The organism is Kitasatospora sp. NPDC056076 (genome assembly GCF_042266305.1).
Classification (GTDB): Bacteria; Actinomycetota; Actinomycetes; order Streptomycetales; family Streptomycetaceae; genus Kitasatospora.
This window is the reverse complement of the sequence record NZ_JBHJWG010000015.1, coordinates 41,457-55,125: the sequence shown is the minus strand read 5'-3', so window position 1 is coordinate 55,125 and position 13,669 is coordinate 41,457. Positions and strand designations below refer to the sequence as shown.

Sequence of the window (13,669 nt, the reverse complement as noted above, 5' to 3'; positions counted from 1 at the left end):
CAGTGAGGACCCGACCATGACTCTCAGCTCCACGCTCCCGAAGCCCCCCGCGGGCGCCTCCCGCACCGGCACCGCGGCCGCCCGCGCCGCCCGGCGCCGCGCGCTGCTCAACTGGGTGGCGGTGCACTCGCTGGCGATCGCCGCCGCGCTGTTCTTCCTGCTGCCCTTCGTCTTCGTCTTCCTCACCTCGGTGATGAACGACCAGCAGGCGCTCACCACCGACTACTGGCCCACCTCCTGGAACTGGGGCAACTACGGCCAGGTCTGGCACACCCCCGGCTTCCTCACCTGGTGGCGCAACACCCTGGTGTACGCCTGCGCCGGCACCCTGCTGACCGTCGTCTCCAGCCTGCCGGTCGCCTACGCGCTCGCCAAGTTCCGCTTCCGCGGCCGCAACCTGGCCCTGATGGCCGTCATCGCGATGATGATGCTCCCGCCGCAGGTCACCGTCATCCCGATGTTCCTGTTCTGGACCAAGCAGCTGGGCCTCGGCGGCTCGCTCTGGCCGCTGATCATCCCGATGGCCTTCGGCGACGCCTTCTCGATCTTCCTGCTGCGCCAGTTCCTGCTGACCATCCCCAAGGAGTACCTGGAGGCCGCCCGGATCGACGGCTGCGGCGACCTGCGCACCCTGCTGCGGGTCGTGCTGCCGATGGCCAAGCCGGCCATCGCCGCCGTCGCCCTGTTCCAGTTCTTCTACTGCTGGAACGACTACTTCGGCCCGCAGATCTACGCCAGCAACAACCAGCAGGCCTGGACGCTCAGTTACGGCCTGGAGTCGTTCAAGGCCGCCCACCACACCAACTGGAACCTCACCATGGCCGCCACCCTGCTGGTGATGGCACCGGTGATCGTCCTCTTCTTCTTCGCACAGAAGGCCTTCATCGAAGGCGTGACACTGACAGGGGTCAAGGGCTGATGTCCGCACTCAAGTTGGCCATCGTCGGCGGCGGTTCGACGTACACCCCGGAGCTGATCGACGGCTTCGCCCGGCTGCGCGACACCCTTCCGGTCGGCGAACTGGTCCTGATCGACCCGGCCGCCGAACGGCTGGAGCTGATCGGCGGGCTGGCCCGGCGGATCTTCGCCAAGCAGGGCCACTCCGCCACCGTCACCGTCACCACCGACCTGGCGGCGGGCGTCGCCGACGCCGACGCCGTCCTGCTCCAGCTGCGGGTCGGCGGCCAGGCCGCGCGCGACCAGGACGAGACCTGGCCGCTGGAGTGCGGCTGCGTCGGCCAGGAGACCACCGGCGCGGGCGGGCTCGCCAAGGCGCTGCGCACCGTGCCGGTCGTCCTGGACATCGCCGAGCAGGTCCGCCGCACCAACCCGGACGCCTGGATCGTCGACTTCACCAACCCGGTCGGCATCGTCACCCGGGCCCTGCAGAGCGCCGGGCACAAGGCCGTCGGGCTGTGCAACGTCGCCATCGGCTTCCAGCGCAAGTTCGCCGGGCACCTGGGGGTGGACCCGGAGCTGGTCCGGCTGGACCACGTCGGGCTCAACCACCTCACCTGGGAGCGCGGGGTCACCCTGCTGGACGGCCCGGGGGCCGCCGGCGGCCGCGAGGTGCTGCCGGAACTGCTGCGGGACTTCGGCAAGGAGATCGCCGAGGACCTCCACCTGCCGCAGGCCTTCGTGCAGCGGCTCGGCGTGGTGCCCTCCTACTACCTGCGCTACTTCTACCAGCACGACGCGGTGGTCGAGGAGCTCAGGGTGCAGGGCTCGCGGGCCGCCCAGGTCGCCGAGATCGAACGGCAGTTGCTGGAGCTGTACGCCGACCCGGCCCTCGACACCAAGCCGGAACTGCTCGGCAAGCGCGGCGGGGCCTTCTACTCGGAGGCCGCCGTCCAGCTGATCGCCGCCCTGCTCGGCACCGGCGGCGGGACCTCCGTCCAGGTCGTCAACACCCGCAACGACGGGGTGCTGCCGTTCCTGCCGGACGACGCCGTCATCGAGGTGCCCGCCGAGGTGGACGCCCGCGGCGTGCGGCCGCTGCCGCAGCGGCCGGTCGAGCCGCTGTTCGCCGGCCTGGTCGCCGCCGTCACCTCGTACGAGCACCTCGCGCTCGACGCCGCCCTGCGCGGCGGCCGCGACCGGGTCTTCGACGCCCTGCTCGCGCACCCGCTGGTCGGCCAGATCGAACTCGCCGACCGGCTCACGGACCGGCTGCTCGCCCACAACCGCGAGCACCTCTCCTGGGCCTGAGAGCCCTCACCGGGCCCCCCGCGTGGGGGCCCGGTCCCCGGCCGGAGCTCGCGGCCGGGCCACGTACGAGCCGCGGGGACCTGATGACCCACCAGCCCGAACCACTCCTGCCCGGCGTCCTCGCCATCGACGCGGGCAACTCCAAGACCGACGTCGCCCTGATCGGCGCCGACGGCACCGTCCGCGGGACCGCCCGCGGCGGCGGCTTCGCCCCGCAGAAGATCGGCGGCGCGGCGGCCGTGGCGGGCCTCGCCCCGCTGGTCGAGGAGGCCGCCGCGGCGGCCGGATTCCCGTCCTTCCGCGGCGTGCTGACCAGCCACGTCAGCGCCTGCCTGGCCAACGCCGACCTCCCGGTGGAGGAGGAGGCGCTGCGCGCAGCCCTGGAATCGCACCCGTGGGGGCTCAGCAACACCGTCGTCAACGACACCTTCGGCCTGCTGCGGGCCGGCACCGACGGCCCGCGCGGGGTCGCGGTGGTCTGCGGCGCCGGGATCAACTGCGTCGGGCTGCTGCCGGACGGGCGCACCGCCCGCTTCCCGGCCCTCGGCGAGCTCACCGGCGACTGGGGCGGCGGCGGCGGACTGGCCGCCAGCAGCATGTGGCACGCCGTCCGCGCGGAGGACGGTCGCGGCGGGCCCACCGGGCTCGCCGCGGCCATCGCCGAGCACTTCGGCCTGCCCAGCGCCGGGGCCGTCGCCGAGGCCGTCCACCTCGGGCACCTGCCGGCCACCCGGCTGCACGAGATCGTCCGGGTGCTGTTCGCGGTCGCGAACGCCGGGGACGCCGTCGCCCGGGAGCTGATCGACCGGCAGGCCGACGAGATCGTCCGGCTGGCCGTGGTCGCCCTCGGCCGGCTGGACCTGCTGGACTCCGCCACCCCGGTGGTGCTCGGCGGCGGGGTGCTCGCCTCCCGGCAGCCGCTGCTGCTCGACAACCTGAGGGAGCGGCTGGCCCGGGCCGCGCCGCTGGCCGAGCCGCGGGTGGTCGTCGCGCCGCCGGTGCTGGGCGCCGCGCTGCTCGGGCTGGACCACCTGGGCGTGGACGCGGCCGCGCAGGCGCGGGTGCGCAGGGCGTACGAGGCGCAGCCGGCGGTCACGGTCTGACGCCTGGCGCCTGCCCCCTGAACCTCCCGCCCCCACCGGACCCGCACGTCCGGCGGGGGCGGGAACCGTGCGGTGCGCGCCGCTCGTGGTACCCGGGTACCGACCACCACCGCCGCCCGGGGAGACTTGTGTCATGGCCGTGCCCCGTACCCTCCTCGCCGCCGCCGCCCTGACCGGACTCACCCTGGCCGGACTCACCGGCTGCACCCCCGCGGACTCCCGCCCGACGGTGACCGCCGCCTCCTCGGCCGAGGCCCTCGCCGACGAGGGCCTGGACGACCCGCTGCTGGACGGCGACGACGACTTCGCCGACGAGGAGGCCTACGCCGCCACCGGCACCGCCGCGGGCACCGTCGCCGCCGCACCCGGCGCGCCCGTCGACCCCGCCCCGGAGTGCACCGCGCCCGCCCTGCGGCCCGGCCACCAGGTGCTGGTCGTGGTCGCCGCCGGCCCGGCCGAACTCACCGCCCAGCCCGCCCGGTTCGCCTGCACCCCGCCCCGCTACGAGGCCACCGGCTCGCCCGTCCACTACGGCTTCGCGGCGGCCGGCGTCACCGCCACCCTGATCGACCGCCCGCGCGGGGAGAGCGCGCGGCCCGTCCACCTGGACGAACTGGTCACCCACCTCAACGACTGCCTGGCCGAACGCGACCCGGCCGACCCGTACGGCTGCCACGGCAACGCCTACGACGTCGTGCTGGACTCGCACGGGCGGATCATGCGCATCACGGAGGTCCGGGGCACGGAGCTCCAGAGCGCGGACGTCCAGGGCACCGACGTCCAGGGCACGGAAGACCCGGAGGTCGAGGGCGCGCAGCGCTGAGCCGGACGGCGGGCCGGGCCGGGTCGGACCGCCATACGGTGTAGAAGGCCCCTTCAACTGTTGAGGCATGTCTTCGTCAAGCGCGTCAACCACCTGTCAACTGCGGGTTTTTGACGTTCAATACCTCTTCCGGGGCCGCTCTTGGGGCTGGTCTTACTCCCGGCGTCGTTGACCCGGTTTCCGCGGCGGTGCTTTGCTTCCCGCCGTCGGCAGTGAACCGGTCCCCCATCCCCGTTTCACCGAACGTCCCTGACGGGCGGTCGGTGGACACCGGCCTGCCGTCGTCGCTCCTCCCCATTTGTCCCCCACGGTGTCGCCGCGCCCCCACCGGCGTGCGGTCGGCATGAGAGAGGAACCCTCACGATGGGCATCTCCCCCACTTCCCGCCGGGCACGGGTCCGGGCCCTGACCGGGCTCAGCGCGCTGGCGCTGGCCGCCACCGGCTTCGCCGCCGCGCCGGCCGCCCAGGCCGACCAGCCGGGCAGCGAGTTCGCCGGGCAGTCCCACCCGTACCGGCACGGCACCGTCCCGACCAAGGAGGCCGCCGAGCACGCCAACGCCGCCTCCGCGGCCGCGAGCCGCACCACCAACCTCAAGTACGGCGGCGCGGTCGACGGCATCGGCGTCACCACCGGCGCCCCGAAGGTGTACGTGGTCTTCTGGGGCTCCCAGTGGGGCACCGCGGGCACCGACGCCAACGGCTACACCACCCTGTCCGGCGACCCGTCCGGCGAGGCCGTCCGGGCGCAGCAGCTGTACAAGGGCCTCGGCACCAACAGCGAGACCTGGTCCGGCGTCATGACCCAGTACTGCGAGGGCGTCGCCAAGGGCGCCACCACCTGCGGCTCCACCGCCGCGCACGTCGGCTACCCGACCGGCGGCGCGCTGGCCGGGGTCTGGGTGGACAACTCGGCCACCGCCCCGGGCCAGGCCACCGGCAACCAGATCGCCAACGAGGCCATCAAGGCCGCCGGGCACTTCGGCAACACCACCGCGGCCGCCAACCGCAACGTGCAGTACGTGGTGCTCTCGCCGACCGGCACCCACCCGGACGGCTTCAACACCTCGACCGGCAACTTCTGCGCCTGGCACGACTGGAACGGCGACACCACGCTGACCGGCGGCGCGGCCACCTCCCCCTACGGCGACGTGGCGTTCAGCAACGACCCGTACGTGACCGACATGGGCACCTCCTGCGGCCAGAACTACGTCAACAGCGGCAGTGCGGGCCTGCTGGACGGCGTGACCATGGTGTTCGGCCACGAGTACGCGGAGACGGTCACCGACCAGAACCCGGCCGGCGGCTGGACCGACTCCTCCGGCTCGGAGAACGCCGACAAGTGCGCCTGGAAGGGCGTCGGCGGCACCGGCGGCTCGCAGAACGTGGCCTTCGCGACCGGCTCGTTCGCGATGCAGGGGACCTGGTCGAACGCGGTCAGCGGGTGCCAGATCTCGCACGCGATCGTCCACTGAGCGGTCGGGCACTGAGCGGTCGGGGACCGACCGACGTCGCCTGAACACCTCCGAACGCCGTCCCCCGAGCAGCGTGGGGCAGCTCGGGAGCTGACGGGACCGACGGATCGGACGGGCCGGAGGGGTCTTGTGCCCTGACGATCCGGTACGGGGGAAGCGCCGGGGCGGGCTGTGCGGGCCCGCCCCGGCGCTTCGCGCTGTCCGGGGCCGGCCACCGGGGCGGCACCGTCACGACGGCGCGACGAGCCCGAACTCGTAGGCGTGGATGACCAGGTGGACCCGGTCCCGGGCGCCCAGCTTGGTGAACAGCCGGGCGACGTGCGCCTTGGCGGTGGCCACGCTGATGGTGAGTTCCTCGGCGATCTCCGTGTTGGACAGGCCGCGGCCGACCAGGGTGAGCACCTCGCGTTCGCGCCCGGTGATGCCCTCGGCGGACGTCCGCGGCCGGGCGGCCGCGTCCGGGCGGGCGGCGAACTCGCCGATCAGCCGGCGGGTGATACCCGGAGCGAGCAGGGCGTCCCCGGCGGCGACCACCCGGACGCCGTCCAGGATGGTCTCCAGGGCGAGGTCCTTGACCAGGAAGCCGCTCGCCCCGGCGCGCAGCGCGCCGTACACGTAGTCGTCGTCGTCGAAGGTGGTCAGGACCAGCACGTGGGTGGGCAGGTCCGGGTCGGCGAGGATCCGGCGGGTGGCCTCGATGCCGTCCATGCCGGGCATCCGGATGTCCATCACGGCGACGTCCGGGCGCAGTCGGGCGACCACGTCGACGGCCTCGGCGCCGTTGCCGGCCTCGCCGACCACCTCCAGGTCGGGGGCGTCGGCGATGAGCACGCGCAGGCCGGTGCGGATGAGCGGCTGGTCGTCGACCAGGACGACGCGGATCACGGTCCCACCTCCGGGGGGGTCGGTTCGGGGCTCCCGGCGGGCACGGCCGGGAGCGGCAGCAGGGCGGCCACCCGGAAGCCGCCGCCGGGGCGCGGGCCGGCGCTGAACTCGCCGTCCAGCAGGGCGACCCGCTCGCGCATCCCGGCCAGGCCGTAGCCGGTGCCGGGGGTGGCCGTGGGCGTGCCGGCACCGAGGTCGACGACGGTGACGGCGAGGTGCTCGGGCGCGTACGCGACGGTGACGTGGCAGTCCCGGGTGCCGGAGTGCTTGACCACGTTGGTGACCGCCTCCTGGACGATCCGGTAGGCGGCGAGGTCCACCTCGGGCGGCAGCGCCCGGGCCTCGCCGCTGCGGCTGAGCGCGACCCGCACCCCGGCGCCGGCCGCCTTCTCCCGCATCCGCTCCAACTCGTCCAGCCCGGGCGCCACTTCGAGCGGCGCGGACTCGCCCTCGCCCTGCCGCAGCGCGCCGAGCATCCGGCGCAGCCCGGCCAGAGTCTCCCGGCTGGTGGCCTCGATGGCGTTCAGCGCGTTGCGGGTCTCGGCGGGCTGGGTGTCCATGACCCGGCTGCCCATGCCCGCCTGGATCGCGATGATGCCGATGTTGTGGGCCACCATGTCGTGCAACTCACGGGCGATCCGCAGCCGTTCGGCGGTGACGGCCTGCTCGGCGGCACGGCCGCGCAGCGCCTCGGTGTGGGCGCGGCCCTGGCGGACGGTGTTGCCGATCAGCCAGGCGATCAGGACGGTCGCGGCGATGCCCAGATAGGCGTACGGGTTCACCGGGTAGCCGTTGACGGCGCCCCAGGCGAACAGCGTGGCGAGCACGGTCAGCGGCATCGCCACCGCGATCGTCGAGAGCAGGCGGGAGCGGGTGACCACGCAGTAGCCGACCACCGCCTCGGCGATCAGGAACTGCACCGGCGCGGTCGCCGTGACCGTCCACATCCCGAGCGAGAAGACGCCGCCCGCCAGCGCGACCGCGACCGCCGCCAGCGGCAGCCGCACCAGCAGGAAGGCGACCAGCGTGGTGACCACGGCGGTGACCACCAGGGCCATGTCCTCGGTGTTGCCGTCGTAATTGAACAGGTGGCTCAACTCGTTGTCCCGGGTGAAGAACCGGAACACCACGATGGACGTCCAGAACGCCGCCACCCACACGCCCGCGGGCAGGCGCCTGAGCAGCGGCGGGCGGGGTTCGGTGATCATGACGCGATGGTAGCGGCGGGCCGTCGGACGGCGCATCGGCCCGCGGGCGTAATCCCCGGGGCGGGGGCCGCCGCTCCCGGTTGTGGCCCGCCGCCCGATGCCCGATCACGCCCCCGACCGGCAGCGTTGTCCCCGTGATCGAGATCGAGCGACTGACCAAGCGGTACGGCGCCACCACGGCCGTCGACCAGTTGACCTTCACCGTCCGGCCGGGCACCGTCACCGGCTTCCTGGGGCCCAACGGCGCAGGCAAGTCCACCACCCTGCGCATGGTCCTGGGCCTCAACACCCCCACCGCGGGCGCCGTCACCGTCGACGGGGTGCCGTTCGCCGGCCGCCCGCGCGGCCTGCGGCACGTCGGCGCCCTGCTGGACGCCGGGGACGTGCACGGCGGCCGCAGCGCCCGGGCCCACCTGTCCGCACTGGCCCGCAGCAACCGGATCCCGCTCGGCCGGGTGGCCGAGGTGCTCGCCGAGGTCGGCCTCGGCAAGGCCGCGGACCGGCGGATCGGCGGCTACTCGCTGGGGATGAAGCAGCGCCTGGGCATCGCCGGGGCCCTGCTCGGCGACCCGCCCGTACTGCTCTTCGACGAGCCCCTCAACGGCCTCGACCCCGAGGGCGTGCTCTGGGTGCGCGGCCTGTTCCGCCGCCTCGCCGACGAGGGCCGCACCGTCTTCGTCTCCAGCCACATGATGGCCGAGATGGAGCACACCGCCGACCGGCTGGTGGTGATCGGCCGCGGCCGGCTGATCGCCGACGAGAGCCTCGGCGCGTTCTCGGCCCGGTACGCGGAGTCGAGCGTGGCCGTCCGGGCACCGGAACTCGCCCAACTGGTGCCGGTGTTGCGCGCCGAGGGGGCCGAAGTCGGCCTGCCGGAGCCGCAGTTCGGTGTGGTCACCGGGATGGCCGCGGCCCGGATCGGTGAACTCGCGCTGCGCCACGGCGTGGTGCTGCACGAGCTGGCCACCCGGACGTCGTCCCTGGAGTCGGCGTTCATGTCCCTGACCGCCGACAGCGTCGAGTACCTGGCAGGAGAGAGCCGATGAGCACCACGACCCTGATCCGCACCGAGAGCGCCCGCTCGACGGAACCCGCGCCCCGGTTCACCGACCTGCTCGCCGCCGAGTGGATCAAACTGCGCTCGCTGCGGTCGACGTACTGGGTGCTGGCGCTGGCCGCGCTGGTCGCGATCGGGATCAATCTGAACGCCGTCCACTCCGACCTGACGTACATCGACCACCCGCCGCGGCCGATACCCGGCCTCCCGCCGTACCGGTACGACGCGCTCTACCACAGCCTCAGCAGCATCGCCTGCTACCTGATGGCGATCGCGGCCGGCAGCCTCGGCGCGATCACCGTGTTCGGCGAGTACACCACCGGCATGATCCGCACCACCTTCGCGGCCGTGCCCGACCGGCGCGGGGTGATCGCCGCCAAGGTGCTGCTGGTCGGCGGGATCACCGCGCTGGCCGGGGCGGTGGTGTCCACGGTGTCCTTCTTCGGCGGCAACGCGATGCTGGCCTCCCGGCACGTCGGGCTCTCCATCACGGAAGGGGTCAGCCTCCGGGCCGTCCTCGCCTACGCGTTGATCGTGCCGGTCTGCGCGCTGATCGGGATGGCCCTGGGCGCCGTGCTGCGGCACGCCACCGCCTCGATCGTCTCCCTGGTGCTGCTGTTCTTCATCCTGCCGCTGATGTTCGGCGGGGACCGCTACCGCTGGCTGCACGAGATCGGCGCCCACCTGCCGATGGACACCGTCAACCTGCTCACCTACAACCCCGACTCCTCGACCACGATCAGCAAGTGGGCGCCGAGCGTGCTGGACTCCTGGATCACCATGGGGGTGTGGGCGGTCGTCTCGGTGGCGGTGACGGTGGTCGTGGTGCGGCGCCGGGACGTCTGACGCCCCCTCCGGCGGCCCCGGCCCCGGCCCGTCAGACTGCGGGGGCTGCGGGCACCGCCGCCTTGCTGCGGAAGGCCGCGAGGGTGGCGGCCGGGACGCCGCAGGCGGGGAGGAAGGCCTCGGCGCCGCCGTGACGGGTGCGGACGTGGCCGAGGAAGACCGACATCGCCTCGGCCGGGGCCTGGAGCAGCGGGGCGGGGATGGTGAGGGTGCGGCCCTCGGAGTCGGTGACGCGGGTGGCGGTGCCCCGGTCGTTGAGGGCGGTGCGGTGGCGCTCGGCGAGGTTGGCGAAGATCTGCGGGAGGGCCTCGGCGGTGCGGGCGTAGTCCTCGACGATCCGGTCGGCGGGGACGCCGAGGAGGTCGAGCAGCAGGGCGGTGAGCAGGCCGGTGCGGTCCTTGCCGGCGGCGCAGTGCAGCAGGACGGCGCCGGGGCGGGTGGTGGCCTCGACGGCGGCGGCGACGGCCTCGGGGGCGGATTCGGCGAGCAGCAGGTAGAACTCGCCGAGGTCGGCGGCGGTGGTCATGGTCGCCATGTGGGCGGTGAGGGCGTCGGTGGCCGGGTTCACCGGGGCAGCGACCACGGCTATCCCGGCGGCCTCGGCGGCGGCCCAGTCGTCGGGCCGGGTCTCGCGGGGGTCGCGCAGGTCGACGACGGTGCGGATGTCGCAGGCGCGCAGCTGGGCGACGACGGCCTCGTCGGCGGCCGGGAAGGGCTGGGCGGAGCGGTACAGCACGCCGGGGCGGATCCGCAGGCCCTCCGGGTCGCTGAGGACGGCGGAATCGCGGAAGTTGACCAGGGACATGCGAGGGCCTTTCGGTGGAGCCGCACACGGGAGGGCTGAACGTCCAGTAGGACATCTAGACGTCTAGATGTCCAATTCCCCCGGCGGGCGCGGGGCACCCCTCCATCCCACCGCCGCCGGCCCGCCACGGCGACCCGGGGCGGGGCCCTCGGCTTCGTAGGATCGGTCCGTGGCGACGACCCCCCCGAGCACTCCCCCGGGCACTCCCCCGAGCACTCCCGAGAACCCTCCGAGCACTCCCCCCGACAGCCCGAACACCCCGGTCTACCGCCGGCTGGCCCGCCGGCTCCAGGACCGGATCGACGCGGGCGGCTACCCCGCGGGCGCCCGGCTGCCGAGCGAGCCGGAGCTGAGCGCCGAGTTCGGCGTGAACCGGCTGACCGTGCGGCAGGCCGTCGCGGAGCTGGAGCGGGCCGCGGTGGTGGAGATCCGCCGGGGCGTGGGCACCTTCGTCCGCCCGCCCGCCGTCCGGGTCTCGATCGCGGTGGACCCGCGCAGCCAGCGCTTCGACCTGGGCAGCGTGCACGAGGCCGTGCCGGCGGGGGGTCGCGGCGACGGCGAGTTCGTGGTGGCCGCCCCGCCGGTGACCGGCTCGGCCGAGGACGAGGAGGCGGCCCGCCAGCTGGGCCGGGCGCCGGGCGAGCTGTACCGGCTGGACTCGGTGATCCGCCTCGGCGGCCGGGCCCGGGCCGCGTGCAGCTACTGGGTGCCGTTCGGTCCGCTGCCCGCCGAGCTGGTACGGCCCGGCCACGCCGGGAACCTGGTGCTGGACCTGGCCCGGGCCGCCGGGGTGGAGCTGGAGTACGACTGGCGGGCCTTCGGCGCGATCGGCGCGGACCTCGCGGACGCCGAACTGCTGGGCGTCCCGGCGGGCACCCCGCTGCTGGTCCGCGAGGGGGTCAGCTGCACGCCGGACGGCACGCCGTCGCTGTACGTCCGGCGCCGGATCGACGGCAGCAGCGCGCGCTTCGTGCTGCACTTCCGCGAGCGGTAGCGGGAACGGCTCCCGGGCGTATGGATCCTGATAACGTTCAGCGCCGAAATCGCAGGCCGCACGGGGGTTGGCAGTAACGGTGAACGAGACGGACGAGTGCGACATACCGAACGAGCTGGCCGAGGCGTACCTCGCCCTGCTCGCCGACACCTCCCGCACCGGGCGCCTGCCCCGCCGGGACGAGCTGGAGGCGCTGCGCCGGCTCGGCGAGCAGTGCGCCGAGGCCGGTTACGGGCTGCGCGAGGTGGTCTCGCACTGCCTGGCGGCAGCCCGGCGGGCCTGGCAGACGCTGCCGGGGACGGCCGCCGCGAGCAGTGTCGGCGAGCTGCGCCGGACCGGTGACGCGGTGCTGGCCGCCACCGACGCCGCGCTGGCCGCGCTGGGCGAAGGCCACGAGCGGTCCCAGCGCCTGGCGGTCCGTCAGGAGGAGGCGGCCCGAAGGGAGTTCATCGACGACCTGCTGCACGGCCGCAGCGACCTGGGGCTGCTCGCCGAGCGCGCGGAGCGGTTCGGGCTACGGCTGGCGGGCGCGTACACGGTGGCGGTGGCGGTGGGCGGCGAACCGTTCGCGGACGTGCACCCGATGCTGCACCGGGTGGAGCGGGAGCTGACCGGGCGGTTCGGCGAGCGGGACGTCCTGCTCGCCAGCAAGGACGGCCGGCTGGTCTGCATCGCCCCGGACTCCGAGCGGGCCGTGCTGGAGGCCTTCGCCGAACTGACGCTGCGCCCCGGGCCCGGCTACCGGCCGGTGCTGCGGGTGGCGACCGGCCGCCGGCACTCGGGGGCGAGCGGGGTGCTGCGCAGTTACGACGAGGCGCTGGACGCGCTGGACTACGCGCAGCGACTGGGGCTGTCGGCTTGCCAGTTGAAGGCCGAGGAGCTGCTGGTGTTCCCGGTGCTGATGCGCGACCGGGCCGCGATGGCCGACCTGGTGCGCAGCGTCCTCGGCCCGCTGACCGAGGCGCGCGGCGGGGCCCGTCCGCTGCTGGACACCATCGCGGTGCAGGCGGAGGCGGCGTACGTGAACGCGGAGGCGGCGCGTCGGCTGGGGCTGAGCGTGCGCACCCTCGGCTACCGCCTGGAGCGGATCAAGGCGCTCACGGGCTACGACCCCTCGGACGCGTTGCAGCGCTTCACCCTGGAGACGGCGGCGATGGGCGCGCGGCTGCTGAACTGGCCGGAACAGCCACTGTAGGGCTCCCGCACCCCGCCTTCCGCGGCGCGTCTCCCGGCCCGCCGAAACCCCGGGTGACCTGCTCAAGTCCGTTCTGTTGCCCGACCGTCACAGTGTCACGGGCAGCGCGCGTACCAGGGTGTCAAAAGGCCGTAAAGATTGCCGGATCCTGGCAATGTGCGAACGCCCCGCCCGCTGCCATGATCTCTGCGGCGCCGATGCCCGGTGCCGGGGGAAAGGCGGGGGGCATGGCCGGGACGGGGGACTTCTTCGCGGCCGCGCTGGCCTTTCCGACGGCGCTGTTCAGCTTCGCGCTGGTGGTGGTCGTCGGGTACTGGCTGCTGATGCTGATCGGCGGCCTGGGGTTCGACGCCGTGCACGGGGGGCACGGCGTCGGGCACCACCTCGGTGCCGGGCACGCCGGACATGTGGGCCCGGCGGGTCACGTCGGACACGGTGCCGGGGGGCACGGTGTCGGGGGGAACGTGGCCCACGGGGCGTCCGGCGGGCACGGCGCCGGCGGGGGGACCGGCGACGGGGGGACCGCCGACGGAGCCCACGGCACGGGCCACCACGGGGGCGTGCTGGACGCGCTGGGGCTGGGCGGGGTGCCCGCGACGGTGGCGGTGTCGCTGCTGGTCGCGCTCGCCTGGTTCGTCAGCCTGTCCGGCACCGTCCTCACCTCCGGGGCACCGGCGCGCGGCGGCGTGTTCGTCGTCGCGCTGGTCGCCTCCTGGGCGGGCACCCGGGTGCTCGTCCGGCCGCTGCGGCGGCTGTTCCCCGAGGACCGGCCGGTCACCCGGGGCGACTTCGTCGGCCGGGTCTGCGTGATCCGCACCGGCCGGGTGACGGCCGACTTCGGACAGGCCGAGGTGACCGCCGGGGACGGCTCCACCGCCACCGTGCAGGTCCGCACCCCGCAAGCGGACCCGGAGCTCACCGCCGGGCGCACCGCACTGATCTACGACTACGACGCGGACGGCGAGCACTTCCTGGTCACGCCGTTCGACCCGTCCCCGCCGGGCCTCTGACGCCTCGTCAGCACAGATTTCCCACCAACCACTTCGCACCACCATCCCGTCAAAGGACTCCG

The 13,669-nt window shown here is 74.1% G+C and carries 13 protein-coding genes; 10 read left to right on the top strand and 3 right to left on the bottom strand.

The genetic code is table 11. The features are described 5' to 3' along the window. Positions 1 to 16 precede the first annotated feature (16 nt). The 5 genes from ACFC1T_RS14945 (at position 17) to ACFC1T_RS14925 (ending at position 5,607) form a co-directional block, all read left to right on the top strand. A complete protein-coding gene (locus tag ACFC1T_RS14945; protein ID WP_375888253.1) occupies positions 17 to 919 on the top strand; it encodes a carbohydrate ABC transporter permease in 903 nt (300 codons plus the stop codon). After that, entirely contained in the window at positions 919 to 2,208 is a 1,290-nt protein-coding gene (locus ACFC1T_RS14940; RefSeq protein ID WP_375888251.1) for a 6-phospho-beta-glucosidase, read from the top strand. Before ACFC1T_RS14945 ends, ACFC1T_RS14940 begins: the two co-directional genes overlap by 1 nt. An 83-nt stretch (positions 2,209 to 2,291) precedes the next feature. Continuing rightward, positions 2,292 to 3,311: an N-acetylglucosamine kinase gene (locus ACFC1T_RS14935; protein WP_375888248.1), complete on the top strand. Its 1,020-nt coding sequence runs from the start codon at positions 2,292 to 2,294 to the stop codon at positions 3,309 to 3,311. Positions 3,312 to 3,444: 133 nt separating this feature from the next. Next, positions 3,445 to 4,134 (top strand): hypothetical protein, encoded by a 690-nt coding sequence (locus tag ACFC1T_RS14930; RefSeq protein ID WP_375888246.1) that lies wholly within the window; start codon positions 3,445 to 3,447, stop codon positions 4,132 to 4,134. A gap of 363 nt (positions 4,135 to 4,497) precedes the next feature. Next, positions 4,498 to 5,607: a hypothetical protein gene (locus ACFC1T_RS14925; protein ID WP_375888243.1), complete on the top strand. Its 1,110-nt coding sequence runs from the start codon at positions 4,498 to 4,500 to the stop codon at positions 5,605 to 5,607. Between the two features lie 228 nt (positions 5,608 to 5,835). On the opposite strand, the gene ACFC1T_RS14920 is transcribed toward ACFC1T_RS14925, so the two are convergent. Further along, positions 5,836 to 6,492: a response regulator gene (locus tag ACFC1T_RS14920; protein ID WP_375888240.1), complete on the bottom strand. Its 657-nt coding sequence runs from the start codon at positions 6,490 to 6,492 to the stop codon at positions 5,836 to 5,838. Beyond that, entirely contained in the window at positions 6,489 to 7,700 is a 1,212-nt protein-coding gene (locus tag ACFC1T_RS14915) for a sensor histidine kinase (protein ID WP_375888238.1), read from the bottom strand. The genes ACFC1T_RS14920 and ACFC1T_RS14915 overlap by 4 nt, the downstream gene beginning before the upstream one ends. 134 nt (positions 7,701 to 7,834) lie before the next feature. Between ACFC1T_RS14915 and ACFC1T_RS14910 the strand changes: the two genes are divergently transcribed. Both ACFC1T_RS14910 and ACFC1T_RS14905 read left to right on the top strand, forming a co-directional pair. Further along, positions 7,835 to 8,746 (top strand): ABC transporter ATP-binding protein, encoded by a 912-nt coding sequence (locus ACFC1T_RS14910; protein WP_375888236.1) that lies wholly within the window; start codon positions 7,835 to 7,837, stop codon positions 8,744 to 8,746. Beyond that, positions 8,743 to 9,603, top strand: coding sequence for an ABC transporter permease subunit (locus tag ACFC1T_RS14905; RefSeq protein ID WP_375888233.1), 861 nt, complete (start codon positions 8,743 to 8,745; stop codon positions 9,601 to 9,603). Before ACFC1T_RS14910 ends, ACFC1T_RS14905 begins: the two co-directional genes overlap by 4 nt. Before the next feature lie 31 nt (positions 9,604 to 9,634). Here ACFC1T_RS14905 and ACFC1T_RS14900 read toward each other — a convergent pair whose 3' ends face one another. Continuing rightward, positions 9,635 to 10,408, bottom strand: coding sequence for a tyrosine-protein phosphatase (locus ACFC1T_RS14900; RefSeq protein WP_375888231.1), 774 nt, complete (start codon positions 10,406 to 10,408; stop codon positions 9,635 to 9,637). Between the two features lie 169 nt (positions 10,409 to 10,577). Here ACFC1T_RS14900 and ACFC1T_RS14895 point away from each other — a divergent pair, with 169 nt between their 5' ends. The 3 genes from ACFC1T_RS14895 (at position 10,578) to ACFC1T_RS14885 (ending at position 13,607) form a co-directional block, all read left to right on the top strand. Continuing rightward, on the top strand, positions 10,578 to 11,402 hold the full coding sequence (locus ACFC1T_RS14895; protein WP_375888229.1) for a GntR family transcriptional regulator: 825 nt from the start codon (positions 10,578 to 10,580) through the stop codon (positions 11,400 to 11,402). A 79-nt stretch (positions 11,403 to 11,481) separates the two neighbouring features. After that, positions 11,482 to 12,597 (top strand): PucR family transcriptional regulator, encoded by a 1,116-nt coding sequence (locus ACFC1T_RS14890; RefSeq protein WP_375888226.1) that lies wholly within the window; start codon positions 11,482 to 11,484, stop codon positions 12,595 to 12,597. Between the two features lie 227 nt (positions 12,598 to 12,824). Next, positions 12,825 to 13,607: a hypothetical protein gene (locus ACFC1T_RS14885; protein ID WP_375888223.1), complete on the top strand. Its 783-nt coding sequence runs from the start codon at positions 12,825 to 12,827 to the stop codon at positions 13,605 to 13,607. The last annotated feature ends 62 nt before the right edge of the window (positions 13,608 to 13,669 follow it).